Here is a 24,019-nt window from a genome sequence, read left to right as displayed (position 1 = left end):
AAGCCTGCCATGCCCGTCACCGTCACCGCCCAGTACGAGATCCCCGACGCCGAGCTGCGCTGGCGGTTCTCGCGCTCCTCGGGCCCGGGGGGCCAGGGCGTCAACACCACCGACTCCCGGGTCGAACTGGTCTTCGACCTCGCCGCCACGAAGGTGTTCCCCGAATCGCTCCACGAGCGCGCGCTGGCGCGCCTGGAGTCGCGGCTGGTGGAGGGGGCGGTGGTGATCGCCGCCTCGGAGTTCCGGTCGCAGCTGCGCAACCGGGAGGCCGCGGCCGAGCGGCTCGGGGACCTGCTGCGGCGGGCGATCGCGGCGCCGCCGCCCGCGCGGCGGGCCACGAAGCCGTCGAAGGGGCAGCAGCGGCGGCGCCTGGAGGACAAGCGGCGCCGCGGCCAGACCAAGCGGCTGCGCCGCGACACCGGTGACTGAAGCCCTCACTCGCCCATGGTGATGACGAGGTTGCCGCGGGCGTGGTGGGCGTACATGCGCGCGACCGCGGCCGGGGCCTCCTCCAGGGGGTAGACGCGGTCGATGACCGGTGTGAGGGCCCCGGTTTCGACCAGGTCGGCGACGGCCTTGAGGCGTTCGGGGGTGAAGTTCCCGTCGACGGAGCGGACCGTGGCCCGGCCCGTCGCGCCCATGAGCGTGGCGGCGGCCATCTTGAGCAGTCCGGCGGTGAGCCCGCCGGTGTTGCCGATGCTGTTGGGCAGGTAGACGCCGCCGGGGGCGAGGGCGCGCATAGCCCGCCGGGGCGGGTGGTTGAGGACGTTGTCGAGGATCGCGTCGTACCGGTCGGTCCCGGCCGTGAAGTCGGCGGCCGTGTAGTCGACGGCGGCGTCGGCGCCCAGGCCGCGCACGAGGTCGAGGTTCCCCGGCCCGCACACGGCGGTGACGTGCGCTCCGGCGTGCTTGGCGATCTGGACCGCGAACGTGCCGACCCCGCCCGAGGCCCCGTTGACCAGGACCCGCGTCCCGGGTGCGGCGGTGAACGAGTCGGTCATCGCCGCGTGGGCGGTGAGCCCGGACATGACGGAGGCGGCGGCGTCGGTGAAGGACAGCGCCTCGGGTTTGGGGAGGAGCCGGTCGGCGGCGGTGACGGTGTACTCGGCGAACGTGCCCGCCGTCGTGAACCCCGAGCCCCACTTGGTGCCGAAGACCGCGTCCCCGACACCGAACGCCGTGACGCCCTCGCCGAGGGCCGCGACGGTCCCGGCGACGTCGGTGCCGCGCACGGCCCCCTTCGCGCGGGCCGACAGGCGCAGCACGTAGGGGACGCCCGCGACGGCGATCCAGTCGGGCGTGTTGACGCTGGTGGCCCGCATCCGGACGAGGACCTCGCCGGGGCCGGGCTCGGGGCGGTCGACGTCGGTGACGCGGAGGACCTGCTCGGGCGGGCCGAACCGGTCCTGGACGACGGCTTTCATGGCACCTCCAGGGGTTGGTGCCCTCACCGTAGTCCCCAAGGGAGCCCCGGCGCCTCGGCCGACCGGCCTACTCCGACTCCGGCAGCGGCGCACCGAAGTCGGGCGTCCCGTCCGCGTGCCAGCCGAACGGCTGGATGCGGCAGTGCCGGTCGGGGTTGTCGAGCGGGTCGCCGGTGATCTCCTCGTACGCGCGCGCGTGGAACACGAGGAGGTCGCGCCCGTCCTCGTCGGTGGTGAACGCGTTGTGCCCGGGCCCGTAGATCCCGGCCGCGGCGTTCGTGGCGAACACCGGGACCGGGCTCTTGGTCCACGACGCGGGGTCCAGCAGGTCCGCGTCGGCGTCGGCCGACAGCAGGCCCACGCAGTACTCCGCGCCCGTCCCCGACGCCGAGTAGGTCACGAACACCTTCCCGTTGCGCACCAGCGCGTAGGGGCCCTCGTTGACCGCGAACCGGACGGTCTCCCAGTCCAGCTCGGGCCGGGAGATCTCCACCGGGTCGCCCGCGAGGGTCCACGGGTTCGCCAGCGCCGCGAGGTACAGGCTCGTGTTCGAGCCCTCCAGGCCCGGGTCGTGCTGCGCCCAGCACAGGTACTGCGTCCCGCCGTGCGCGAACGTCGTCGCGTCCAGGGAGAACGAGTCGACGGGGGTCGCGATCCGCCCCTTCTCGGTCCACTCCCCGGTCAGGGGGTCGTCGTTGCGGTTCTCCAGGACGTACATGCGGATCTTCCACACGTCGCCGGTGGCCGTGGCGGCCTCGCCCGCCGCGAAGTACAGGTACCAGCCCGCGCCGATCCGGTGCAGCTCCGGCGCCCAGATGTGCGAGCCCATCGCTCCTTCGGGGTACTTCACCCAGACCGTGGTCTCCTCGGCGGTCCTCAGCCCGTCGAGGGTGTCGGCGCCGCGCAGCACGATCCGGTCGTACGCCGGGACCGTGGCCGTGAAGAAGTAGCGCCCGCCGTGGCGCAGGATCTGCGGGTCCGCGCGCTCGCGGATGAACGGGTTCGGGTACGGACGCACACTGTTATCGGTCACAACACGGATCCTACAGCTCCACGCGCACCGACCCCGCCGGCTCCACCTCCGCCGCACCCGCCGACTGCCCCGCCACCCACGCCGCCAGAAGTTCCGCATCCGCGCACGCCAGATCGAACGTCACCACATCCGTGAACGACACGCCCGCCAGCCGCACGTCCTCGCGCAGCCGCAGCAGCCCCTCCAGGCTCCCCGCCACCCCGTAGTCGACGCGCACCAGCAGCCGCGGCCACACCGCCAGCTCCACGACCCCCGCCGCGTCCACCGCCGCCGACACCGCACCGCCGTACGCGCGCACCAGACCGCCCGCACCCAGCTTCACCCCGCCGAAATACCGCGTCACCACCGCGAGCACCTCCGTCAGGCCCCGCCCGCGCAGCACTTCGAGCATCGGCAGCCCCGCCGTCCCGGCCGGCTCCCCGTCATCACTCGACCGCGCGATCCGACCCTCATCGAGCACATACGCCGTGCAGTTGTGCGTCGCGTCCCAGAATTCCCGCCGGTGCGACGCGATCCGCTCCCGCGCCTGGGCGTCCGAAGCCACCCGGTACAGCGAGCACACGAACCTCGACCGGTTCACCACCGTCTCGGTCACCGACGACTCCACCGCAAGACCACGCATCGACACCCCCCGCGCCTCAGCCGACGACGCCGTGCTCCCACGCCCACGCCGCGATCTCCACCCGGTTGCGCGCCGGCAGCTTCGCCCGCACCGCCTCCAGATGCGTCTTCACCGTCGACACCGACACGAACAGCGTCCCCGCGATCTCCGCGTTCGTCTTCCCCCGCGCCACCAGCTCCACCACATCGAGCTCACGCTCAGTCAGCACCCGCACCGCAGCCGGACCGTCCTTCACCGGCTCGGACAGCCGCTCCAGCAGCCGCACCGTCACCGACGGCGACACCAGCGACTCACCCGACGCCGCCGCACGAACCGCCTCCACCAGCAGCGTCGGACCCGAATCCTTCAACAAGAACCCCGTCGCACCCGACCGCAACGCCCCGTACACGTACTCGTCCGTGTCGAACGTCGTCACCACGACCACCCGCGGACCCGCACCATTCCGGCCCGCCAGCAGCGTCCGCGTCGCCTCAAGCCCGTCCAGCCGCGGCATCCGGATGTCGAACAGGCACACGTCCGGCTGCAACCGCCGCGCCTGCGCCACCGCCACCACACCGTCAGGCGCGTCCGCGACCACCTCCATATCGGGCTGCGCGTCGATGATGGCCCGGAAACCCGCCCGGACCATCTCCTGATCGTCTGCGATGAGCACTCGGATAGCCACGCCCAGAGCCTAACCGGCCCCGCACGCTACGCGGCCGCGCCCGCCAGTTCACGCTCGCGCACCACAGGCGCCGCCACAGGCGCCGCCACCGGCTCCACGACCGCCACCGGGACCTCCCGGACCACCGCGACCGCCGACGCCACCGCCTCCCGCTCCAGCACCAGACGCCGCCGCGTCTCGCGCTGGCGGATGGCGAACGTGGAGCTGACGAGGATCAGCCAGGTCCCTTCGAGGAGGATCAGGCCCCAGTCGCGGCCGATGATCGCCGCCGTCAGCAGGATCGAGCAGGCCGAGATGACCAGCAGCAGCGACGCGGGCTTGGTCGCGTGGATGCGGTGGGTCTGAAGCAGCAGGAAGTTCGTGATGTACAGGAGCGCGCCGATGATCTGGAACATGATGCGGATGTCGAAGTCGTGCATGGGAAACCCTTTTCGGAACGAAGGCAGGCAGGAAGGAGCGCACGCCCGGACCGGGCGCGTGCGGAAGTGCTGGGAAAGGGAGTGCGGGGGTGCTACAGGGTCGCGGCCGGACGGCCGACCGGTCTGCTCCGGGCGCAGACCACCGACGCGGCGCCGCGCTGCACCCGCGTCTGGAGGGACCCGCAGATGCACCGCGTCCACACCGTCGCGCCGGCGGCGCTGCGGTGCCGGGACACGGTCGTCACCGGATCGTCGTCGGGCCAACCGCAGTACGGGCAGCAGGGCATGACCGTGTCCTCCTCACAAGGCATCGGAAAGCAGATTGGGTCGAGCGTCCACCCGCCGGCACAGGACGCCGGCATCACGCTCACCATCGAGGTTAGAGTCCCATTCGTCCGGGCTACAACACTTCGGCGACGATGGTTTGCGAAACTCATCGTGAAGCGGAACCTTAAGCGATCGGAGACACACGGTGATCGACCTCCGCCGACTGCACGTCCTGCGGGCCATCGCCCACCACGGGACGGTCTCCGGCGCCGCCAAGTCCCTGCACATGTCGACCTCGGCGGCGTCGCAGCAGATCAGGCTCCTGTCCAAGGACCTCGGCGTGCCCCTGCTCGAACCCGTCGGGCGCGGCGTGCGCCTGTCCTCGGCCGCCCAGATCCTCATCGCCCACATCGACGCCATCGAGGCCATGTGGCGCCTGGCCGAGGCCGAGCTCCAGGCCACCGAGGGCGAGCCGTCCGGGCTGCTGCGCCTGTGCGGGTTCCCCACCGCCATCGCCACGCTCCTCGCCCCGCTCGTGGACGCCGCCCGCGACCGCTACCCCAACCTCGAACTGCGCCTGCGCGAAGCCGAGGCCTCCGAGAGCTTCGACCTGCTGTTCGCCGGGGACGCCGACCTCGCGCTCGTCGAGGCCACCCCCGACAACCCGCCGCCCGAGGACATCCGCTTCGACTCCCAGACCGTCTTCAACGACCCGTTCGACCTCGTCGTGCCCTCCGGCCACTGGGCCGCGGCCGCCGATAAGGCCGACCTGCGCGACCTCGAACGCGAACCGTGGATCATCGGCGTCCCCGGGTCCATCCACCGCCGCCACGTCCTCACCGCCTGCTCCAACGCCGGCTTCCGCCCCACCGTCACCGGCGAGGCCCGCGAATGGCCCGTCATCGCCGTCATGGTCGACCACCGCATGGGCGTCGCCCTCATCCCCCGCCTGGTCGACCTCCCCCACCACCTCGACCTCGTCCGCGTCCCCATCGGCGGCCCCTACACGCCTTACCGGCACTTCCGCGCCGTCACCCTGCGCGGCGGCGCCCGCCGCCCCGCCGTCGCCGCCGTCATGGACCTCCTCGACGAGCGCATCCGCGCCGCCGAGGGCATCAACCCCGTCCCCTGAACCGAGGACCCTTCACGCACGAACGGCCCTATTCGGACACTCACGTCCGTTACGCTGGCCGCATGTTCGACTACGCCGCCGCAGGAGCACACACGCGTACCAGCCGCTGCAACGGCGCCGACGACGCGCCCAGGCACCTCCGCGTCCACGGCGGCACCCTCCTGTCGGGGGCCATCGACGTCAAGACCTCCAAGAACGCCTGCGTCGCGCTCCTGTGCGCGAGCCTGCTCAACCGCGGCACCACCACCCTCCGCAAAGTCGCCCGCATCGAGGAGGTCAACCGCATCCTCCGCGTCCTCGACTCCATGGGCGTCCACCACGAGTGGATCGGCCAGGACCTGCGCCTGACCCCGCCCGAGCGCCTCGACCTCACCGGCATCGACGCCGACGCCGCCCGCCGCACCCGCTCCATCATCATGTTCCTCGGCCCGCTCCTGCACGACTACCCCGAGTTCGAGCTCCCCTTCGCCGGCGGCTGCGAACTCGGCGACCGCACCGTCGAACCCCACATGGTCGCCCTCCGCCGCTTCGGCCTCGCCGTCGAGACCTCCGGCGGCGCCTACCGCGCCACCGTCAAGGACCGCGTCGACCCGCCCGGCACCATCGTCCTGACCGAGCGCGGCGACACCGTCACCGAGAACGCCATCATGGCCGCCGCCCGCTTCCCCGCCGTCACCGTCATCCGCAACGCCTCCTGCAACTACATGGTCCAGGACCTCTGCTTCTACCTGGAGCGCCTCGGCATCCGCATCGACGGCGTCGGCACCACCACCGTCACCGTCCACGGCCGCGAGGACATCGACGCCGACGTCGACTACGCCCCCTCCGAGGACCCCATCGAGGCGTGGAGCCTCGTCGCCGCCGCCATCGTCACCGAGTCCGAGATCACCGTCCGCCGCGTCCCCATCGAGTTCACCGAGATCGAGCTCGCGCTCGCCGAGGAGATGGGCCTGGAGTACGCGAGCGGGCCCGAGTACCTCGCCGAGAACGGGCGCACGCGCCTGACGGACCTGACCGTGCACCCCTCGCGGCTGCGGGCGCCCATGGACAAGATCCACCCGATGCCGTTCCCGGGCCTGAACATCGACAACCTGCCGTTCTTCGCGCTCATCGCCTCGTGCGCGGTGGGCTCGACGATGATCCACGACTGGGTGTACGAGAACCGCGCGATCTACCTGACCGAGCTCAACCGGCTCGGCGCCCGTGTGCGCCTGCTCGACCCGCACCGCATCCAGGTCGCCGGGCCCGCCGGGTGGACCGGCGCCGAGGTCGTGTGCCCGCCCGCCCTGCGGCCCGCCGTCGTGCTCCTGCTGGGGATGCTGCGCGCCCGCGGGACCTCCGAGCTGCGGCACGTCAACGTCATCCACCGCGGCTACGAGCACCTCGCCGAGCGGCTCCAGCTCCTCGGCGCCGAGATCGAGGCGTTCTGAACCCGTCACTCCCGGCCGCGGACAGGTGCGACGGCCGCGGGCGTATGTGACACTTCACTTCATGAACATGCCGTCCGACGTGCCGCCGCAGACGTACGCACTCCTCAGCCTGGTCCAGGCGCACCTGCGGCACCTCGACAAGACCGACGGCGAGTACCTGCCGGTGCCCCAGTGGGAGGCCGCCGTGGAGTCCGCGCGGACCGTCGCCGCCGTGAAGGCCCCGGGCCTGCCGGTCACCGCCGAGGACGTGCCCATGATCGTCGGCACCGGCTCCCCCGACCGCAAGCGGCGCCTGTACACCACGATGCCCCTGGACGACGACCTCGCGGCCCTCGCCGACGAGTCCGATGTGGCCGTCTTCGCGTACAACCGGCGCGGGCGCCTCCAGGCCGCCAACCGCACCGCCCTCCAGGCCCAGCCCCGCGCCTGGTACCCGCCCGCCAAGGCCCTCGCCCCCATGCGGATCATCGACCAGACCGTCTGGGAGCCCGTCGCCGCGGCCACCGGCGAGTCCGCCCGCCCCGGCGTCTTCGAGGCCGCCGCCGGCTGGCTCGTCCTCCTCACCCTCATCGCCTTCCTCGCCGCCACCGCCTACCTGGCCCTCTGGTACTTCCACGTCATCTAAGGCCCCTCGACCCAGCGGCCCCGCCGCCCTCGAATCCCAGCTCACGCACGGGATTCGAGGGCGGCTTTCCTTTTTGGTGAGTGCGCGGGCGGAGCCCGTGCTCGTTCTTTGGACGGGCACTTTCGTTGACCGACAAGAGGTTTTTTAACCTCGACGTCGATGTATATCTATAGATGTGTCATAATGGACGCATGCTGAAGATGGCGATTCTGGGATTCCTGCGGGACTTTCCCCTGCACGGGTACGACCTGAAGAACCGCGTCGCGAGCCTGGCCGGGCACGTGCGGCCCGTCGCGGACGGGACGCTGTACCCGACGATCAAGAAGCTCGAAGACGCGCAGTGCCTGACCAGGCGCACCGCGCCCGGGTCGGTGGCCGCGCCGCGGCACATGCTGGAGATCACGCAGATCGGCACCGACCAGTTGCGGCGGTGGCTGCGCGACCCCGAGCCGGGGTTCATCACCGACGACAACAAGTGGTACGTGCTGCTGGCGTTCCTGCACCACCTGGAGAACCCGCGGGAGCAGGCGCTCGTGCTCGCCCGCCGCCGCGAGTTCCTCGACCAGCCTGCGCAGCTGTTCTTCGACGCCGACGGGACCCCCGTCCCGCCCGAGCGGCTCGACTCGCCGTTCCGCAAGGGCCTCATGCAGATCCACCGGTCCACCAACCTCACCGAGATCGACTGGCTCGACCGCCAGATCGGCGACCTCAACCAGCGCGCCGGATACGCCGTGCGCCAGCGGGACGGCGACTGAGTCCCAGCCGCCGGGAATCGTTGCATGCAACGATGCATGCAAGTGGTAGCGTCCTGACCCATGACGGGACAGGCGGCGGCCGAGCGCGCGTACGCGTACACCAAGCAGCGGATCATCACCGGCGAGCTCGCCGGGGGCGCGAGGCTGTCCGAGGGGCAGATCGGCGACGAGCTCGAACTCAGCCGCACCCCCGTCCACGAGGCGTTCCTGCGACTGTCGGCCGAGCGGCTCATCACGCTGTCCTCGCGGCAGGGCGCCGTCGTCAACCCCGTGCCGCCCGGCGAGGCCGCCGACGTGGTCGAGATGCGCGCGGTCCTGGAGCGCAGCGCCGTCGCGCGCGTCGCCGCGCAGTGGATCGGCGCGGCCGAGGTGGAAGCGGCCCTGGGGGTCCCGCTGCGGCGCCAGGAGGCGGCTCTCGCCGCCGGGAACCTCGGCGCGTACGTCGAGGCCGACTGCGACTTCCACGCGGCCGTGATCGCCCTGGCGGGCAACCCGATCGCCGCGCACTTCTTCGACCTCCTGCGCGACCGGCAGGTCCGGCTCGCGCACCTGGTGCTCTCCAGCAGCCAGGTCGTCCTGGACGCCTCGTTCGCCGAGCACCGCGAGATGGCCGCGTGCCTGGGCCGCGGCGACGCCGCCGGATACGGGGCGGTCCTGGACCTGCACCTCTCGCGGCACCAGGGCCTGGCGTGAGCGCCCTCGCGGCGCTGCCCGAACCGCTCGCACCGCCGAGGACGCGGCCGTGGCGGACCCTGTTCGCCGTCATGTTCACCACCAGCTGGGCCGGGAACCAGTTCAGCCCGCTGCTGCTGCTCTACCAGGAGCGCCAGCACTACTCGACGGCCGCGGTCAACGGGTTCCTCGGCGTGTACGTCCTCGGGCTGGTCCCCGCGTTCCTGCTCTCGGGGGCGCTCAGCGACCGGTACGGTCGGCGCCCGGTCATGTTCGCCGGGGTCCTCGCGGCGGTCGCGGCCTCGACGGCGCTGGCGTTCGGCGAGTCCGGGGCGGTCATGATCTGCCTCGGCCGGTTCCTCGCCGGGGTCACGGTGGGGACGGCGACGTGCGTGGGCTCGGCGTGGATGAAGGAGCTGTCGCAGTGGCCGCACGACCCGGCGGCGGACACCGGGGCCGGGGCGCGGCGGGCGACCCTGTCGTTCTCGCTCGGGTCGCTCGCGGGCGCCGGGGTCGCCGGGCTCATCGCGCAGTGGGGGCCCTGGCCCGAGCAGCTGCCGTTCGCCGTCCACGTGGCGCTGACGCTCCCGTTCGCGTGGCTGGTGCTCAAGGCCCCGGAGACGGCGCGGACCGGCGGCGTGCCGGGGCCGCTGCGCGCGCAGCTGCGGGTCCCCGCGGCCGGGCACAAGCGGTTCACGCGGGTCGTGGTCGTGGCCGGGCCGTGGGTGTTCGCGGCCTCGGCGATCGGGTACGGGTACCTGCCGGTGCTCCTGGCGGACGCGACGCGCGGGTGGGGCATCGCGTACGCGACGCTGCTGACGGTGACGGCGCTGGCCGCCTCGGCGGCGGTGCAGCCCTTGGCGAAGCACATCGACCGGCGGGACTCGGCGCGCGGCGTGCTCGCCGGGCTCGCGATGATCGTCGCCGGGGTGGCGGTGGTCGCCGCGGCCGCGCACTGGCAGTCCTGGCCCCTGGGCGTCGCCGCGGCGGTCGCGGTGGGGGCGGGCATGGGGACCGGGATGGTCTCGGGTCTGCTTGAGGTGCAGCGGATCGCGGGGCCGGCGGACCTGGCGGGGCTGACGGGCGTGTTCTACGCGGTGTCGTACCTGGGGTTCGCGTCCCCGGCGCTGCTGTCGGCGGTCGCGGCGGCGACGGGCGCCCCGGCGGCGGGGCTGCTGCTGGGGGTCGTGGGCGTGGGCGCGGTGTGCGCGGCGGCGATCCTGCGGTCCTACCGGCGGCACCTGCCGGGGTAGGGTAGCGGCCATGCGCTTCGGCATCTCCCCGCCCGCCGTCTGAGGCGGGCCTCCCCCGACGCCGCGACCGGCCGCAGGCCGGTCGCGTTCCGGTGACGTGCCCGCAGACGAGAGACCTTCCCACGACTCTCCTCTGGAGGACACATGTCCACTGTCACTGTCGCTCAAGCGCGCCCGGCTACCGGGTCGGCCCGGCGCGGGCTCGCGTTCCTCACGCTCACCGGCCTCGCCTGGGGTACCACCGGCGCGGCCGCCGACCTGATCTACGCGGCCACCGACATCGGGCCCATGGCCGTCTCGTTCTGGCGCCACCTCGGCGGCCTGGTCCTGCTCGGCGCGTTCTGCGCGCTCCGGCGGCCTGCGAAGCGGCGCGAGGCGCGCCCGCTGCGGGGCCGCCTGGGGCGCCTCGTGGGCGCCGGGGTCGGCATGGCGGTGTTCCAGACCGCCTACTTCGCGTCGGTGGAGGCCACCGGCGTGGCCGTCGCGACGCTCCTGACGCTCGGGTCGGGGCCGGTCCTCACCGCGTTCGGCGCGCGCATCTGGCTGGGCGAGCGGCTCGGGCGCGGCGGGCTCCTCGCCGTGGCCGGGGCCGTCGCGGGCCTCGCGGTCCTCGTCGGGGGCGACGCGAGCGTCGACCCGGCCGGGGCGGGGCTGGCGGTCCTGTCGGCCGCGGGGTACGCGGGCGTGACGCTGCTGGGCCGGTCCGCCGGTCAGCGCGGCGAGGGCGCGTTCACGATCACGTTGTGGTCCTTCGGGGTCGGCGCGCTCGTGCTGCTGGCGCCCGCGTGGTTCGAGGGGCTCCTCCCCCAGGGCGGCGACGTCTGGCGGGGCGCGGCGCTCATGGCGTACCTGGCGGTGTTCACCACGGCCGTGGCGTACCCGCTGTACTTCGCGGGCGCGGCCCGGGTGCGGGCGGCGACGGCCTCGGTGATGATGCTCATCGAGCCGTGCACGGCCGCGGTCCTGGCGGTGACGGTGCTCGGCGAGCCGCTGACGGCGGCGACGGTCGCGGGCTCGGTGATCCTCTTGGGCTCCATCACGGCCCTGGCGGCGGCCGAGTCGCGGCGCGGTTAGCGAGCAGGGCACAGGGAAGGGCCGGTCCGATCGGACCGGCCCTTCCGCTCAAGGCTCAGGTGGCCGAGAGGAAGCCCGTCTCCAGCATGATGACCACGGCGACGCCCAGGAGGCAGCGGTACCACACGAAGATGAAGACCGAGTGCTTGGCGACCCACTTGAGCATCCAGTGGACCGCGCCGAGGCCGACGATGAACGCGATGACCGTGGCCACGAGCATCTGCGCGCCGGAGGGCACCGAGCCCTCGGTGGCGGGCTCGAACACGTCGCCGAGGCTGAGGATGCCCGCGCCGAACACGGCCGGGATCGCCAGGAGGAACGAGTATCTCGCGGCGACGGCGCGGTCGAGGCCGATGAACAGGCCCGCGGTGATCGTGCCGCCGGAGCGGGAGACGCCGGGGATGAGGGCGCCGGCCTGGGCGAAGCCGAGGATGAGGCCGTCCTTCATGCGGAAGTCGTCCCAGGTGCGGGTCTTGCGGCCCACGAGCTCGGCGAGGGCCAGGAGCAGGCCGAAGAAGATGAGGCTGAAGGCCACGAGCCACAGGTTGCGGGCGCCGTCGCGGATCGCGTCCTTGAAGATGAGGCCGAAGAACACGATCGGGAGCGTCCCGATGATGACGTACCAGCCGAGCCGGTAGTCGGTCTCGCCGCGCAGCTCCTTGTCGAACAGGCCCTTCCACCAGGCCACCAGGATGCGGACGATGTCCTTCCAGAAGTAGATCAGGACCGCCGTCTCGGTGCCGAGCTGCGTGACCGCCGTGAACGACGCCCCCGCGTCCTCCTCGAAGAACAGGGCCGACGTGAGCCGCAGGTGGGCCGAGGAGGACACCGGCAGCATCTCGGTCAGGCCCTGGACGACACCGAGCACGATCGCCTCGAACCAGGTCATGTCGACCATGCGGGTGCCTCCGTCCGAGCAGTGCTGGGGAGAGTGTGCATTCGCGCTTCTTTCGTCACATCGACGGTCTGGCGTCGCACCCGACGCCGTGCGGCGCTCGGAGCGACTGGGACATCTTGCCAGACGCACCAGGGTGACCGACCGGTGTACGACCGGGAGTGAGACGCGCCGGACGGCCGCTCCACAGTGTAATCGCGCGGTGCCTCAGCCGAGTTCCTGCGGGCAGCGCAGGCCCTGCTCGGGGACGGTGAGGCCGATCAGGTAGGCCGTGACGGGGGCGTCGACGCACTCGTGGCCGAGGGCGTACGCGGTGTGCCCGGAGCCCTCGTAGGTGACCAGGACCGCGTCGTCGAGGTCCGCGGCCGCCGACTCGGCCCACGCGTACGGGGTCGCCGGGTCCCCGGTGTTGCCGACCAGGACCGCGGTCGCGGCCCCGCGGCCGTCGACCTTCGAGGGGTTGGGCTCGTCGGCGGGCCAGGTCGCGCACGGCAGGTAGCTCCAGGAGATCCCCGCGCCGAACAGCGCCGAGCTCCCGTACGCGGCCTCCGCGGAGTCGCGGTAGGCCCTGAAGTGGCCGGGGTTGTCGCGGTCGGCGCACTGGACGCCGTAGAAGTCGGCGTCGGAGTCGCGGCGCGGCAGCGGGATCGGCGGCAGGCGCAGCGGGCGCGAGGAGCCCTCGTCCCCGGCGAGGTCCTGGAGGTCCTGCACGAACTGCTCCAGGGTCCCGGCGGCGGCCCCGGCGAGGACCTTCTCCAGCGCGGGCCACTTGGCCTCGGAGTAGAGGCTCTGGGCGACCATGTCGAGCATGGCGGCGACGGTGAGCTCCCCGCCGACGCGCTCCTGCGCCCGCGTGAGGATCGCGGTCAGCTCGGCGTCGGCGGTCTCCTTCGAGGACAGCGGGCAGTCCTCGACGGTGAGGCAGTACGCGGCGAAGTCCTGCCAGGCGGTCTCGAAGCCGGCGGCCTGGCCCTCGGCGACGTCGAGCACGGACCCGGAGGTGCGCATGACCCCGTCGAGGACCATGGCGCGCACTTTGTGCGGGTAGAGGTACAGGTACATCTGGCCGATGTAGGTGCCGTAGGAGTACCCGAGGTAGGTGAGCTGGTCGTCGCCGAGGGCGGCGCGCATGACCTCCATGTCGCGGGCGACGTTCATGGTCCCGATGTTGTCGAGGAACACCGGGTCCTCCTCCTGGGCGCACTCGCCGGAGAAGTCCTTCGCGCCGGTCTCCAGCGCCTCGGTCTGGGCGTCGGTGAGCGCGGACGGGTCGGCGGTGTACACGTCGGTGACGGCCGCGTCGAAGGCGTCCTCCGAACCGCACGTGAGGTTCGCGCTCGCGCCCACCCCGCGCGGGTCGAAGCCGACCACGTCGAAGGCCGCGGTCACCGCGTCGGGCAGGAACGGCTGCGAGGCCAGCTCCACCCCCGAGCCGCCGGGGCCGCCCGGGTTGACCAGGAGCGACCCGGTCTTGTCGGCGGCGGTGGCCGGGTGGCGGACCATCGCCAGGTGCACCTGGAGGCCGCCGGGGTCCTCGTAGTCGACCGGGACCTTGATCGCGCCGCATTCGAGGGCCTCGGCCCACGCGGCCTGCGCCGCGTCGAGCTCGCGGCCCCGGAACATCGCCTGGAGGTCGCACGCCTCCCAGTCCACGCTGGTGACGCGCTCCTGGACGTCGGCGACGCCCGCCCGGGCCTTCGAGGAGCCGTTCCCCGCGTAGTCCGCGCCGCAGGCCGCCAGCGCGGCGCAAGCGAGGACGGCAAGGGCGGCGGGCACGGCGGTGCGCCTCATGTGGACTCCCTCGGGGATGCGGGGCGCTGGGTTCGCCGCGGCCGTCCGGCCTGGTCGCATGGCAGGAAACCGGGTCGGACGGCCGCGGCAGGCGCCGATGGGAAGGACTCTACGGCCCCGGTTTCCGGATTTGGGCCGTTTGGCGTGATGGGCTCCGAATGGGTGGTCTGCGCGGCGCTGTCAGCGGCTCGTCAAGAAGGGGCGCCGGGACGTAGCGAAGCCGTCAGGTCCTCTGTGCAATCGGTGCGGGCGGGCGTTGACTCGGTTCCGCCGGGCGCTTCCCCGTCCCGGCGGCGCGGCGCCGGCCGCGCCCCCTCCTGAGAAGAAGGAACCGATGCCCGATCTCGCCTACCTGGCTCTGACGGCGGTGTGCTTCATCGCCCTGGGCCTGCTCGTGAAGGCGGTGGAGAAGCTGTGAGCGCCGTCAACGCCATCGGCCTCGTCCTCGCCGTCCTCATCGGGGTCTACCTGGTGATCGCCCTGCTGAAACCGGAGCGCTTCTGATGGGCCCCACCACCGCGGGCGTCGTCTTCATCGCCGCGATGACCGTCGCGCTCGCCGCGACCTACAAGCCGCTCGGCGACTACATCTTCCGGGTCGTGGCGCGGGAGCGCCACTACCGGGTCGAGCGCGGGATCTACCGCGTCGTCGGTGCCCGGCCGGGCACCGAGCAGAGCTGGGCGGGGTACGCCAAGAGCGTGCTCGCGTTCTCGGCTGTGAGCGTCCTCTTCCTGTACGGGTTCCTGCGGCTCCAGGAGTTCCTGCCGCTGAGCCTGGGCTTCCCGGGCGTGGACCCGTACGTCTCGTGGAACACCGCCGTCAGCTTCGTGACGAACACGAACTGGCAGGCGTACTCGGGCGAGTCCACGATGGGCCACTTGGTGCAGGCCGCGGGGTTGGCGGTGCAGAACTTCGTGTCCGCGGCCGTGGGCATCTCGGTGGCGGTGGTGCTGGTGCGCGGGTTCGCGCGCAGGGCCACCGACAAGCTGGGGAACTTCTGGGTCGACCTGACCCGGATCACCCTGTGGGTGCTGCTGCCGATCGCGACGCTCGGCGCGATCGTCCTGGTCCTGGGCGGCGTGGTGCAGAACCTGACCGACGTGACGCAGGCGGCGACCGCGGCCGGCGACACGCAGTCGATCACCGGCGGCCTGGTCGCGAGCCAGGAGGCGATCAAGGAGCTGGGGACGAACGGCGGCGGGTTCTACAACGCGAACTCGGCGCACCCGTTCGAGAACCCGACCTCGTGGACGAACTTCATCGAGATCTACCTGCTGCTGGCGATCCCGGTGTCGATGCCGCGCGTGTTCGGGCGCATCGTCGGGGACGACCGGCAGGGGTACGCGATCGTCGCGGTCATGTCGGTGCTGGCGCTCGCCTCGGTCACGGCCGTGTTCGGCTTCGAGTCCCTCGCGAACGGGACGGTGCCGCAGGCGGTCGCGGCGGCCATGGAGGGCAAGGAGGTCCGTTTCGGCGTCGGGGATTCGAGCCTGTTCGCCGCGGCGACGACGCTCACCTCGACCGGCGCGGTCAACTCGTTCCACGACTCGTTCACCTCGCTGGGCGGCGGCGTCCTGATCCTGAACATGATGTTCGGGGAGGTCGCGCCCGGCGGCGTCGGCGGCGGGCTGTACGGCATCCTCGTGCTCGCGGTGATCACGGTGTTCGTGGCCGGGCTCATGGTCGGGCGGACCCCGGAGTACCTGGGGAAGAAGATCGGGGCGCGGGAGATCAAGCTCGCGAGCATGTACTTCCTGGTGACCCCGGCGCTGCTGCTGGTCGGCGTGGCGACGGCGTTCCTCCTGCCGTCCAATCTCGACTCGATGCAGGAGGCGGGGCCGCACGGGCTCTCGGAGCTGCTGTACGCGTTCACGTCGGCGTCGAACAACAACGGGTCGGCGTTCGGCGGGTTCGGCGCGAACACGCCGTGGTTCAACACCGCGCTGGGCTTGTGCATGCTGCTGGGCCGGTTCGTGCCGATCGTCCTGGTCCTGGCGCTGGCCGGGTCGCTGGCGAGGCAGAAGCCGGTGCCGGCCTCGGCCGGCACGCTCCCGACGCACCGGCCCCTGTTCGTCGGCATGGTCGTGGGCGTGACGCTCGTCCTCGTCGCGCTGACCTTCCTCCCCGTCCTCGCCCTCGGCCCGCTGGCCGAAGGGCTGCAATAGGAGATGCCCGCAATGTCTGCAATGACCACTGTGGCGCCGAAGGTCCGGGGCGGTCTGCTCGACCCCGGGCAGTGGGTGAAGTCCGCCCCGTCGGCGCTGCGCAAACTGGACCCGCGCCGGATGTGGCGCAACCCGGTCATGTTCATCGTCGAGATCGGGGCCGTGTTCACGACGGTGCTCGCGATCGTCGATCCGAGCGTGTTCGCGTGGCTGATCACCGTGTGGCTGTGGCTGACGGTGCTGTTCGCGAACGCGGCCGAGGCGATCGCCGAGGGCCGCGGCAAGGCGCAGGCCGACAGCCTGCGCAAGGCGAAGACCGACACGGTTGCGAGGAAGCTCGCGAAGCAGGACCCGGCGATCTCCTCCCCCGGGGTGGAGACGTACGAGGTCCCGGCGCCGGAGTTGGTGCGCGGCGACTACGTGCTCGTGGAGGCGGGCCAGACGATCCCCGGTGACGGGGACGTCGTCACCGGTATCGCGAGCGTGGACGAGTCGGCGATCACCGGCGAGTCCGCGCCGGTGATCCGCGAGTCCGGCGGGGACCGGTGCGCGGTCATGGGCGGCACGAAGGTCCTGTCGGACTGGGTCGTCGTGAAGATCACCGCTGAGCCGGGCCGGTCGTTCCTGGACCGCATGATCGCGCTCGTGGAGGGCTCGGAGCGGCGCAAGACGCCGAACGAGATCGCCCTGAACATCCTGCTGTCGGCGATGACGATCATCTTCGTGCTGGCGGTGGTGACGATGCAGCCGGTCGCGGTCTTCTCCAAGGACTACATGGCCGCCGCGCCCGACAGCGCGGTGCTCGACGGGAACGGCGTCACCGGGATCGTCCTGGTGTCGCTCCTGGTGTGCCTCATCCCGACCACGATCGGGGCGCTGCTGAGCGCCATCGGGATCGCAGGGATGGACCGGCTGGTGCAGCGCAACGTGCTCGCGATGTCCGGGCGGGCCGTGGAGGCCGCGGGCGACGTGGACACGCTGCTGCTGGACAAGACCGGCACGATCACGTACGGCAACCGGCGCGCCTCCGAGTTCCTTGCGGTGCCCGGTGTGGCGGACAAGCGGCTCACCGACGCCGCGCAGTTGTCGAGTCTCGCCGACGAGACCCCTGAGGGGCGCTCGATCGTGGTGTACGCCAAGGAGGCCCACGGGCTGCGCGAGCGCACCACCGGGGAGCTGTCGCACGCCGAGTGGATCGAGTTCACCGCGCAGACCCGCATGTCGGGTGTGGACCTGGCCGAGGAGGCCGGAGTGCACCGCATCCGCAAGGGCGCGGCCGCGCAGGTCGTGGACTGGGTCCGCGCCTCCGGCGGGGACCCCGACCCGCGGGTCGGGGAGCTGGTGGACCGGGTGTCCGGCGAGGGCGGCACGCCGCTCGTGGTCGCCGAGCACCGCGACGGCGAGGCCGCGCGGGTCCTCGGGGTGGTCTACCTCAAGGACGTCGTCAAGGAGGGCATGGCCGAGCGCTTCGCACGGCTGCGCGCCATGGGCATCCGCACCGTCATGGTCACCGGAGACAACCCGCGCACCGCGCGGGCCATCGCGGCCGAGGCGGGCGTGGACGACTTCCTCGCCGAGGCCAAGCCCGAGGACAAGATGGCGCTCATCAAGGGCGAGCAGGAGGCCGGGCGCATGGTCGCCATGACCGGCGACGGCACCAACGACGCGCCCGCGCTCGCCGCGGCCGACGTGGGCGTGGCGATGAACACCGGCACCTCGGCGGCCAAAGAGGCCGGGAACATGGTCGACCTCGACTCGGACCCGACCAAGCTCATCGAGATCGTCGCGATCGGCAAGCAGCTCTTGATGACGCGCGGGGCGTTGACGACGTTCTCGATCGCCAACGACATCGCGAAGTACTTCGCGATCATCCCGGCGATCTTCGCCGTGATCTACCCGGGCCTGGACGCGCTCAACATCATGCGCCTGGCCAGCCCGGAGTCGGCGATCATCTCGGCGGTGGTGTTCAACGCGCTGGTCATCATCGCGCTGGTCCCCCTGGCGCTCAAGGGCGTCGGCTACAAGCCCGGGTCCGCTTCGGCGCTGCTGCGCCGGAACCTGTGGGTCTACGGGCTCGGGGGCATCGTCTCGCCGTTCATCGGCATCAAACTCATCGACCTCGCGGTCGCACTGATTCCCGGAGTGGCATAAATGGCACGCCTTCCCCGCTGGCTCGCACACCACCTCGCCGCGCTCCGCGCGCTGCTGGTGCTCACGGCGATCACCGGCGTCCTCTACCCGCTCACCGTCCTCGCGGTGGCGCAGCTCCCCGGCCTGGACGACAAGGCCGAGGGGTCGCTCATCTACGACGAGGCCGGGAACGTCGTCGGCTCCTCCCTCATCGGGCAGTCCTTCACCGGCGAGGACGGGGCCGCGCTCCTGGAGTACTTCCAGTCGCGCCCGTCGATGGCCGCCGGGGAGGCCGGCGACTACGACCCGCTGGTCTCCGGCGCCTCGAACCTGGGGCCCGAGGACGTCGTGGACTCGCTGCCGGACCCCGCACTCGGGTGGGACGGCGACGCGAACGCGTCCAAGAGCCTCCTGACGCAGGTGTGCGAGCGGTCCTTCGAGGTCGGCGCCCGTGAGGGCGTGGACGGCTCGCGGCCCTACTGCGCCGACTCCGGGGACTCGGCGGTCGGCGCGGTCCTGGGGGTGTTCTACTCCGGGGGCACCGCGGGCGAGGTGGTCCGGGTCGTGAGCCTGAACGAGGAGTGCGGCGCCGTCGCGGCCCCGTTCCTGGCCGAGTACGAAGGCGTGCAGGTCGAGTGCGCCGAGTACGGCGCGGACTACGCCTCGGCGGTCGTCACGCCCGTCGAGGGCGGCGCCCCGGCCGACCCGGCCGTCCCCGCCGACGCGGTCACCGCCTCGGGCTCCGGGCTCGACCCGCACATCTCCCCCGCCTACGCCGAGCTCCAGACCGCGCGCGTCGCGGCCGAGCGCGGCGCGAGCGAGGCGGACGTGGCGGCCCTGGTCGAGGAGCACACGACCGGGCGGTTCCTCGGGTTCATGGGCGACCCGGCGGTGAACGTCGTCGAGCTCAACCTCGCGCTCGACGAGCGGTACCCGGTCTCCTAGCGGGACAGGGGAAGGGCCGGAGGGAACGCGGATCCCCTCCGGCCCTTCATCGTGCGTCAGGTCAGCGGAACCACTTCTGGGCCGCGTTGCCGCTGCACGTCACGATCTGGAGGTTCGTGCCGTCCGCGGAGTTCGCCCACGGCACGTCCAGGCACTTGTTCGCCTGTGGATTGACGATGTCGTTCGCCGATGAGAACGCCCACTGCTGGGCGGCCGTGCCGTTGCAGGTCCACAGTTGCACCACCGTCCCGTCCGCGGTGCCGCCGCCCTTGACGTCCAGGCACTTGCCGAGCGCGCGGAGCGTCCCGTCGCCGGGCGTGGTCCACTTCTGGGCGTTGGTGCCGTTGCAGGTGTAGAGCTGCACCGGGGTGCCGTCGGCGGTCCCCGAGGCCTCCACGTCGAGGCACTTCCCGGCCAGGCCGGTGATCGCCCCGCCCGAGGAGGCCGACCCGGAGTAGACGCGCACGTAGTCGATCTTCATCGTCTGCGGGAACTGCGTCGAACCGTCGGGGTAGCCCGGCCAGTTGCCGCCCACCGCGACGTTCAGGATCATGAAGAACGGGTGGTCGAACACCCACTCGTTGCCGCCGATGTCCGCGGTGGTCTTGGTCTGGTAGGTGACGCCGTCGACCGACCACGAGATGGAGTTCGGGGACCAGTTCACGGCGAAGGTGTGGAAGCCGTTCGCGAACGGCTCGCCGATCGTGTAGGTGCCGCTGGGGCCGGCGCCGCCGGAGTAGCCGGGGCCGTGGAGGGTGCCGTGCACCGAGTTCGGCTCGAAGCCGACGTTCTCCATGATGTCGATCTCGCCGGACTGCGGCCACCCGACCGAGCCGATGTCGTCGCCGAGCATCCAGAACGCGGGCCAGATGCCCTGGCCCCGCGGGATCTGGATGCGCGCCTCGAACGTGCCGTACGCCTGCGTGAACTTGCCCTGGGTGAGCAGCCGCGCCGAAGTGTACTGGCAGGTCCCGTACCAGCACTGGTAGTTGGCCGGGTTCTCCTTGCGGGCGGTGATGACCATGTTGCCGTTGCCGTCGTGGGCGGCGTTCGACGTGGAGTTGGTGTAGTACTGGTGCTCGTTGTTGCCCCAGCCCCCGCCGCCGGTGTCGAAGTTCCACTTCGCGGAGTTCGGCGCGGTCCCGGCGGCGGCGTTGAACTCGTCGCTCCAGGTCAGCGCCTGGGCGGAGACCTGCTCTTGGATCTGCGGCTCGTAGGGCTCGGAGGCGCCCGCGGCGACGACGCCGATCGTCGTCGCGGTGGCCGCCGCGACGACGGCGGTGGCGATCGCGAGGGCCCTGCGGATGGGTCTGCGGACTCGGGGTGGTCTCACGGAGGCGTCCTCTCGTTCCGTGGAGGAGCGCGCGTCACAGCGGGACTACACTGAGAGAGCGCTCTCTCTAAATAGTCCTATCTTTTTAACATCGGGATAGACCATTGTCAATAGGGCAAGCGGGACACGCAGAGTGAGGGCGGGGAGGTGCTCCCCCGCCCTCGACTCAGCCCTTGACGGCGCCGCCGAGCCCGGCGCTGGAGAGGAACAGGCGCTGGAACACCAGGAACAGCGCGATCGGGATCAGCGAGGAGATCGCCAGCGCCGCGAGGAACACGTCGAGCTCCACGAACTGCTGGAGCGCGGGCAGGCGCACCGACAGGGGCTGGAGGGCCGGGTCCGGCAGGACCAGCATCGGCCACAGGAAGTCCTTCCAGGACGCGATGACCGCGAAGACCGAGACGACGCCGATGACCGGGCGGGACATGGGCAGCACGATCGACCAGAACAGGCGGTAGGGCCCGGCCCCGTCCACGCGGGCGGCCTCGAAGATCTCCCTGGGGAGGTTCGCGAAGAACCTTTGCATGAGCAGGACGTTGAAGGCGTTGGCCCCGGCGGGGAGCCACACGGCCCAGAACGTGTTCAGCATGGAGGCGCCGACCACGGGCGGGTCGAGGATCGTCAGGTACAGTGGGACGAGGAGGACGACGCTGGGGACGAACAGGGTCGCCAGGACCGCGCCGGATATGTAGCGGCCCAGGCGGGGGCGCAGGACGGCGAGGGCGTAGCCGCCGGTGGCGGCGACCAGGAGCTGCACGGCCCAGGACCCGGCGGCGAGCGCGATCGTGTTGAAGAAGTACTTGTCGATCTCGACGCGGGTCCACGCCTCGGTCAAATTGGCGAGGTCGATGCCGTTGGGCCACAGGGACATCGGGTGGCGCAGGGTGTCCTGCGTGGGGGTGACGGCGGCCTTGGCGAGCCACAGCATCGGGCCGAGCCCGGCGACGGCGAGGCCGGCGAGGAGGGCGCCGTGGAGGAGGCGCGCGGACCAGCGGACGCCGGGGCGCTTCCAGTCGGTGGGGGCGAGGAGGCCCCGGTCGGTGGTGCCTGCCATCAGCTGCTCCATTTCCTGGTGAGGCGGAAGTACAGCATGGAGAACCCGGCGAGGAGCACGGCGAGCATGAGGCTCAGGGCGGCCGCGGCGCCGTAGTCGCCGCCGAGGGAGTTGGTGAACGCGTACCGGTAGATGAGCAGCAGCAGCGTCAGGGTCCGGTTGGCGGGGCCGCCGTCGGTGAACAGGAACGGCTCCAGGAACACCTGGGCGGTGCCGATGATCTGGAGGATGAAGGTGATGAGCAGGACGCCGCGCAGCTGCGGGAGGGTGATGTGCCAGAGCTTGCGCCACACGCCCGCGCCGTCGATCTCGGCGGCCTCGTAGAGGCTGGGGTCGACGCCGACGAGGGCGGCGAGGTAGATGATGACGGTGCCGCCCGCGGCGGCCCACGTGGCTTCGAGGACCAGGGAGGGCATGACGATCTGGGCGTCCTGGAGCCAGGCGACCGGGCCGATGCCGAACCAGGACAGGACGGTGTTGAACACGCCGTCCTCGCCGGCGTCGTAGAACAGCTTCCACAGCAGGACGGCCACGACGGGCGGGACGACCACGGGCAGGTAGGCGAGCGCGGAGAACAGGCCGCGGGCCTTGCGGACCTCGCTCATGAGGATCGCGGCGACCAGGGGCACGGGGTAGCCGAAGACCAGGGCCAGGAGCGCGAAGTACCCGGTGTTCTGGACGGCGGTCCACAGCTGCGGGTCGGCGAAGACCTGCTGGAAGTTCGCGAAGCCGACGAACACGGGGTCGGTGACGAGGTTGGTGCGCTGGAAGCTCATGACGACGGCGCGTCCGATGGGGAGCCAGGAGAACGCGCCGAAGACGACGAGCATGGGCGCCAGGAACACGAGCGTGTGGAGTCCGGAGCGGGCGCGGGCGAGGCGGGCGCGCGGTCGGCCCGGCCGGGCCGCGCGAGGCGGCCCGGCCTGGGTGTCCGCGACACCGGCGGCGCGGGTGTCGGTGGTGGTCATGTGTCGGGTGCTTCCGGGTTACGCGGCGGCGTCCATGGCGGCCTGGGCGTCGGCCTGGGCCGTCTCCAGGAGCGCGTCGACGTCGGCGTTCTCGTCGGTGAGGATGGACTGGACGACGGTGTCGAGGACGGCGTAGACCTCCTGGGTGGCGGTGACGGGCTCGTTGACGAGCGGCTGGGCGAACACCTGGGAGGTGTAGGGGGCCATCTGCTCGACGGGGACGTTGACGTACTCGGCGATCCAGGACTGCTGCTCGTCGTAGGTGGCCTGGTCGAACACGGGCAGTTCGGGGGCGCCGACGGGCTGGCCGGTCTCGGCTTTCACCTCGGCGTCGGCGACGGCCGCGTCCTGGTCGGTGAGCTTCTCCATGTAGTAGAAGTCGATCCAGGCGACCGCGGCCTCCTGCTCGGCGGCCTCGGCGTTCGGGCTGACGGCGGCGAGGGTGCCGCCGCCGAGGACCCCGGCGTCGGGCGAGTCGGCGAGCGGGAGGACGGTGAGGCCGTAGTCGTCGGGGTTGAGGCCGTTCTGGGTGAACAGGTTCCCGTAGTTGCCGCCGCCGGAGACGTACATGCCGATGCGGCCCGCGGCGAAGTCCTGGTTGATGCCCGCCCAGTCGTACTGGAGGGTGTCGCCCATGGAGTCGTCGTCCCAGCGCATGGCCTGGAGCTGGGCGAGGGCCTCGCGCATCTGCGGGGTGTCGATGGTGGCGGTCCCGGCGTCCTCGGTGCGCCCGCCGAGGGCGTCGACGACGGTGGTGAGGATCCACCCGCCGGTGTTGCCGTTGGTCATCACCGAGTACCCGGCCTCGCCGGTGGCCTCGCTGATGGCCTTCGCGGCGGTCTGGATCTCGGCCCATGTGGTCGGCGGGGCGTCGGGGTCGAGCCCGGCCGCGGCGAAGAGGGTGCGGTTGTAGTGGAGCCCTTGGCCGTAGGCGGCGATCGGGACGGCCCACAGGTTCCCGTCGGCGTCCTCCCCGGCGGCGGCGATGTTCGGGTTGAACGCGTCGCGGTAGGGCAGTTCGGCGGTGTAGGCGGAGATGTCGGCGATCTGGCCGCGCTCGATGAGGCCGCGCCCGTCGGTGAAGGGGATGACGAACACGTCGGGGAGGGTGCCGCCCGCGAGCTGGGCGGTGAAGGTCCCGGCGGTCCAGGTGTACTCCTGGGTCTCCACGTCGATGTCGGGGTTGGCGTCCTCGAACTGCTCGACGCGGGCGTTGAACGCGTCGATGGCGGGCTGCTCCAGCCCGGCGTCGATGGTGACGGTGATGTGGGTCTTGCCGTCGTCGGGGCCGTCGTCCGAGCAGGCGGCGAGGCCCGCGACGGTGAGGGCGGCGGCCGCCACGGCGGCTGCGGTGCGAGAGGTCTGCAT

At 71.8% G+C, this 24,019-nt stretch carries 22 protein-coding genes and 1 pseudogene; 12 read left to right on the top strand and 11 right to left on the bottom strand.

The window, feature by feature from the left end; all coding sequences use genetic code 11:
- The first annotated feature begins 9 nt into the window (after positions 1 to 9).
- Positions 10 to 429, top strand: coding sequence for an alternative ribosome rescue aminoacyl-tRNA hydrolase ArfB (gene arfB / locus ACFFXY_RS23235; protein ID WP_382356302.1), 420 nt, complete (start codon positions 10 to 12; stop codon positions 427 to 429).
- Between the two features lie 5 nt (positions 430 to 434).
- Here the strand turns inward: arfB and ACFFXY_RS23230 are convergent, their stop codons facing one another.
- The 5 genes from ACFFXY_RS23230 to ACFFXY_RS23210 all read right to left on the bottom strand — a co-directional run bounded on the left by ACFFXY_RS23230 (position 435) and on the right by ACFFXY_RS23210 (position 4,162).
- Positions 435 to 1,424: an NAD(P)-dependent alcohol dehydrogenase gene (locus ACFFXY_RS23230; RefSeq protein WP_382356300.1), complete on the bottom strand. Its 990-nt coding sequence runs from the start codon at positions 1,422 to 1,424 to the stop codon at positions 435 to 437.
- A 67-nt stretch (positions 1,425 to 1,491) separates the two neighbouring features.
- Positions 1,492 to 2,457, bottom strand: a complete 966-nt coding sequence (locus tag ACFFXY_RS23225; protein ID WP_382356298.1) for a glycoside hydrolase family 43 protein — start codon at positions 2,455 to 2,457, stop codon at positions 1,492 to 1,494.
- 10 nt (positions 2,458 to 2,467) lie between these two features.
- A complete protein-coding gene (locus tag ACFFXY_RS23220) occupies positions 2,468 to 3,079 on the bottom strand; it encodes an IMPACT family protein (RefSeq protein ID WP_417398524.1) in 612 nt (203 codons plus the stop codon).
- Positions 3,080 to 3,095: 16 nt separating this feature from the next.
- The gene (locus ACFFXY_RS23215) at positions 3,096 to 3,743 is read right to left on the bottom strand and encodes a response regulator (RefSeq protein ID WP_382356294.1); all 648 of its coding nucleotides are present in this window, start codon (positions 3,741 to 3,743) and stop codon (positions 3,096 to 3,098) included.
- A 26-nt stretch (positions 3,744 to 3,769) separates the two neighbouring features.
- Entirely contained in the window at positions 3,770 to 4,162 is a 393-nt protein-coding gene (locus ACFFXY_RS23210; protein WP_382356292.1) for a CBU_0592 family membrane protein, read from the bottom strand.
- A gap of 472 nt (positions 4,163 to 4,634) precedes the next feature.
- On the opposite strand from ACFFXY_RS23210, the gene ACFFXY_RS23205 reads away from it, so the two are divergent.
- The 7 genes and pseudogenes from ACFFXY_RS23205 to ACFFXY_RS23175 all read left to right on the top strand — a co-directional run bounded on the left by ACFFXY_RS23205 (position 4,635) and on the right by ACFFXY_RS23175 (position 11,370).
- Entirely contained in the window at positions 4,635 to 5,561 is a 927-nt protein-coding gene (locus ACFFXY_RS23205; RefSeq protein WP_382356290.1) for a LysR family transcriptional regulator, read from the top strand.
- A 128-nt stretch (positions 5,562 to 5,689) separates the two neighbouring features.
- A pseudogene (locus tag ACFFXY_RS23200) lies at positions 5,690 to 6,991 on the top strand (UDP-N-acetylglucosamine 1-carboxyvinyltransferase); the annotation flags it as partial.
- Positions 6,992 to 7,052: 61 nt separating this feature from the next.
- Complete coding sequence (locus ACFFXY_RS23195; protein ID WP_382356288.1) at positions 7,053 to 7,616, top strand: hypothetical protein; 564 nt, start codon at positions 7,053 to 7,055, stop codon at positions 7,614 to 7,616.
- 191 nt (positions 7,617 to 7,807) lie between these two features.
- Complete coding sequence (locus ACFFXY_RS23190; RefSeq protein WP_359951939.1) at positions 7,808 to 8,371, top strand: PadR family transcriptional regulator; 564 nt, start codon at positions 7,808 to 7,810, stop codon at positions 8,369 to 8,371.
- Between the two features lie 60 nt (positions 8,372 to 8,431).
- Complete coding sequence (locus tag ACFFXY_RS23185; RefSeq protein WP_382356286.1) at positions 8,432 to 9,064, top strand: GntR family transcriptional regulator; 633 nt, start codon at positions 8,432 to 8,434, stop codon at positions 9,062 to 9,064.
- Entirely contained in the window at positions 9,061 to 10,296 is a 1,236-nt protein-coding gene (locus tag ACFFXY_RS23180; protein WP_382356284.1) for an MFS transporter, read from the top strand. Before ACFFXY_RS23185 ends, ACFFXY_RS23180 begins: the two co-directional genes overlap by 4 nt.
- Before the next feature lie 144 nt (positions 10,297 to 10,440).
- Positions 10,441 to 11,370 carry a DMT family transporter gene (locus ACFFXY_RS23175; RefSeq protein ID WP_382356282.1) on the top strand — a complete coding sequence of 310 codons (930 nt, stop codon included), beginning with the start codon at positions 10,441 to 10,443 and terminating at the stop codon, positions 11,368 to 11,370.
- Positions 11,371 to 11,425: 55 nt separating this feature from the next.
- Here ACFFXY_RS23175 and ACFFXY_RS23170 read toward each other — a convergent pair whose 3' ends face one another.
- Together ACFFXY_RS23170 and ACFFXY_RS23165 are read right to left on the bottom strand one after the other, a co-directional pair.
- On the bottom strand, positions 11,426 to 12,259 hold the full coding sequence (locus ACFFXY_RS23170) for an undecaprenyl-diphosphate phosphatase (RefSeq protein WP_382356718.1): 834 nt from the start codon (positions 12,257 to 12,259) through the stop codon (positions 11,426 to 11,428).
- Between the two features lie 213 nt (positions 12,260 to 12,472).
- A complete protein-coding gene (locus tag ACFFXY_RS23165; RefSeq protein ID WP_382356280.1) occupies positions 12,473 to 14,056 on the bottom strand; it encodes an alpha/beta hydrolase in 1,584 nt (527 codons plus the stop codon).
- A 414-nt stretch (positions 14,057 to 14,470) separates the two neighbouring features.
- On the opposite strand from ACFFXY_RS23165, the gene kdpF reads away from it, so the two are divergent.
- Genes kdpF through ACFFXY_RS23145 form a run of 4 tightly spaced genes read left to right on the top strand, consistent with a single transcriptional unit; the run spans position 14,471 to position 19,296 of the window.
- Entirely contained in the window at positions 14,471 to 14,560 is a 90-nt protein-coding gene (gene kdpF / locus ACFFXY_RS23160; RefSeq protein ID WP_112136207.1) for a K(+)-transporting ATPase subunit F, read from the top strand.
- Positions 14,560 to 16,221: a potassium-transporting ATPase subunit KdpA gene (gene kdpA / locus ACFFXY_RS23155; protein WP_382356277.1), complete on the top strand. Its 1,662-nt coding sequence runs from the start codon at positions 14,560 to 14,562 to the stop codon at positions 16,219 to 16,221. Before kdpF ends, kdpA begins: the two co-directional genes overlap by 1 nt.
- Positions 16,222 to 16,233: 12 nt before the next feature.
- Positions 16,234 to 18,372 carry a potassium-transporting ATPase subunit KdpB gene (gene kdpB, locus ACFFXY_RS23150; protein WP_382356275.1) on the top strand — a complete coding sequence of 713 codons (2,139 nt, stop codon included), beginning with the start codon at positions 16,234 to 16,236 and terminating at the stop codon, positions 18,370 to 18,372.
- A complete protein-coding gene (locus ACFFXY_RS23145) occupies positions 18,373 to 19,296 on the top strand; it encodes a potassium-transporting ATPase subunit C (RefSeq protein WP_382356273.1) in 924 nt (307 codons plus the stop codon).
- A 61-nt stretch (positions 19,297 to 19,357) separates the two neighbouring features.
- Here the strand turns inward: ACFFXY_RS23145 and ACFFXY_RS23140 are convergent, their stop codons facing one another.
- The 4 genes from ACFFXY_RS23140 to ACFFXY_RS23125 form a co-directional block, all read right to left on the bottom strand.
- A complete protein-coding gene (locus ACFFXY_RS23140) occupies positions 19,358 to 20,629 on the bottom strand; it encodes a ricin-type beta-trefoil lectin domain protein (RefSeq protein WP_382356271.1) in 1,272 nt (423 codons plus the stop codon).
- 166 nt (positions 20,630 to 20,795) lie between these two features.
- Positions 20,796 to 21,683, bottom strand: a complete 888-nt coding sequence (locus ACFFXY_RS23135; RefSeq protein ID WP_382356269.1) for a carbohydrate ABC transporter permease — start codon at positions 21,681 to 21,683, stop codon at positions 20,796 to 20,798.
- Positions 21,683 to 22,651: a carbohydrate ABC transporter permease gene (locus ACFFXY_RS23130; RefSeq protein ID WP_382356267.1), complete on the bottom strand. Its 969-nt coding sequence runs from the start codon at positions 22,649 to 22,651 to the stop codon at positions 21,683 to 21,685. Before ACFFXY_RS23130 ends, ACFFXY_RS23135 begins: the two co-directional genes overlap by 1 nt.
- 18 nt (positions 22,652 to 22,669) lie before the next feature.
- Positions 22,670 to 24,019 (bottom strand): ABC transporter substrate-binding protein, encoded by a 1,350-nt coding sequence (locus ACFFXY_RS23125; protein ID WP_382356716.1) that lies wholly within the window; start codon positions 24,017 to 24,019, stop codon positions 22,670 to 22,672.

The sequence above is a fragment of the Glycomyces mayteni genome, assembly GCF_042428885.1.
GTDB classification, from domain to species: domain Bacteria; phylum Actinomycetota; class Actinomycetes; order Mycobacteriales; family Micromonosporaceae; genus Glycomyces; species Glycomyces mayteni.
Note: the sequence above shows the minus strand (reverse complement) of the source record. Positions and strands in the feature narration are given on the sequence as shown.

What these genes read in the sequence shown, in the direction of transcription:
- ACFFXY_RS23195 (WP_382356288.1), top strand. Translation starts at nt 7,053, where the DNA reads ATGAACATGCCGTCCGACGTGCCGCCGCAGACGTACGCACTCCTCAGC.
- ACFFXY_RS23220 (WP_417398524.1), bottom strand. Translation starts at nt 3,079, where the DNA reads ATGCGTGGTCTTGCGGTGGAGTCGTCGGTGACCGAGACGGTGGTGAAC.
- ACFFXY_RS23175 (WP_382356282.1), top strand. Translation starts at nt 10,441, where the DNA reads ATGTCCACTGTCACTGTCGCTCAAGCGCGCCCGGCTACCGGGTCGGCC.
- ACFFXY_RS23170 (WP_382356718.1), bottom strand. Translation starts at nt 12,259, where the DNA reads ATGACCTGGTTCGAGGCGATCGTGCTCGGTGTCGTCCAGGGCCTGACC.
- ACFFXY_RS23145 (WP_382356273.1), top strand. Translation starts at nt 18,373, where the DNA reads ATGGCACGCCTTCCCCGCTGGCTCGCACACCACCTCGCCGCGCTCCGC.
- ACFFXY_RS23210 (WP_382356292.1), bottom strand. Translation starts at nt 4,162, where the DNA reads ATGCACGACTTCGACATCCGCATCATGTTCCAGATCATCGGCGCGCTC.
- kdpB (WP_382356275.1), top strand. Translation starts at nt 16,234, where the DNA reads ATGTCTGCAATGACCACTGTGGCGCCGAAGGTCCGGGGCGGTCTGCTC.
- ACFFXY_RS23230 (WP_382356300.1), bottom strand. Translation starts at nt 1,424, where the DNA reads ATGAAAGCCGTCGTCCAGGACCGGTTCGGCCCGCCCGAGCAGGTCCTC.
- ACFFXY_RS23185 (WP_382356286.1), top strand. Translation starts at nt 8,432, where the DNA reads ATGACGGGACAGGCGGCGGCCGAGCGCGCGTACGCGTACACCAAGCAG.
- kdpA (WP_382356277.1), top strand. Translation starts at nt 14,560, where the DNA reads ATGGGCCCCACCACCGCGGGCGTCGTCTTCATCGCCGCGATGACCGTC.
- ACFFXY_RS23135 (WP_382356269.1), bottom strand. Translation starts at nt 21,683, where the DNA reads ATGGCAGGCACCACCGACCGGGGCCTCCTCGCCCCCACCGACTGGAAG.
- ACFFXY_RS23125 (WP_382356716.1), bottom strand. Translation starts at nt 24,019, where the DNA reads ATGCAGACCTCTCGCACCGCAGCCGCCGTGGCGGCCGCCGCCCTCACC.
- ACFFXY_RS23190 (WP_359951939.1), top strand. Translation starts at nt 7,808, where the DNA reads ATGCTGAAGATGGCGATTCTGGGATTCCTGCGGGACTTTCCCCTGCAC.
- arfB (WP_382356302.1), top strand. Translation starts at nt 10, where the DNA reads ATGCCCGTCACCGTCACCGCCCAGTACGAGATCCCCGACGCCGAGCTG.
- ACFFXY_RS23130 (WP_382356267.1), bottom strand. Translation starts at nt 22,651, where the DNA reads ATGACCACCACCGACACCCGCGCCGCCGGTGTCGCGGACACCCAGGCC.
- ACFFXY_RS23165 (WP_382356280.1), bottom strand. Translation starts at nt 14,056, where the DNA reads ATGAGGCGCACCGCCGTGCCCGCCGCCCTTGCCGTCCTCGCTTGCGCC.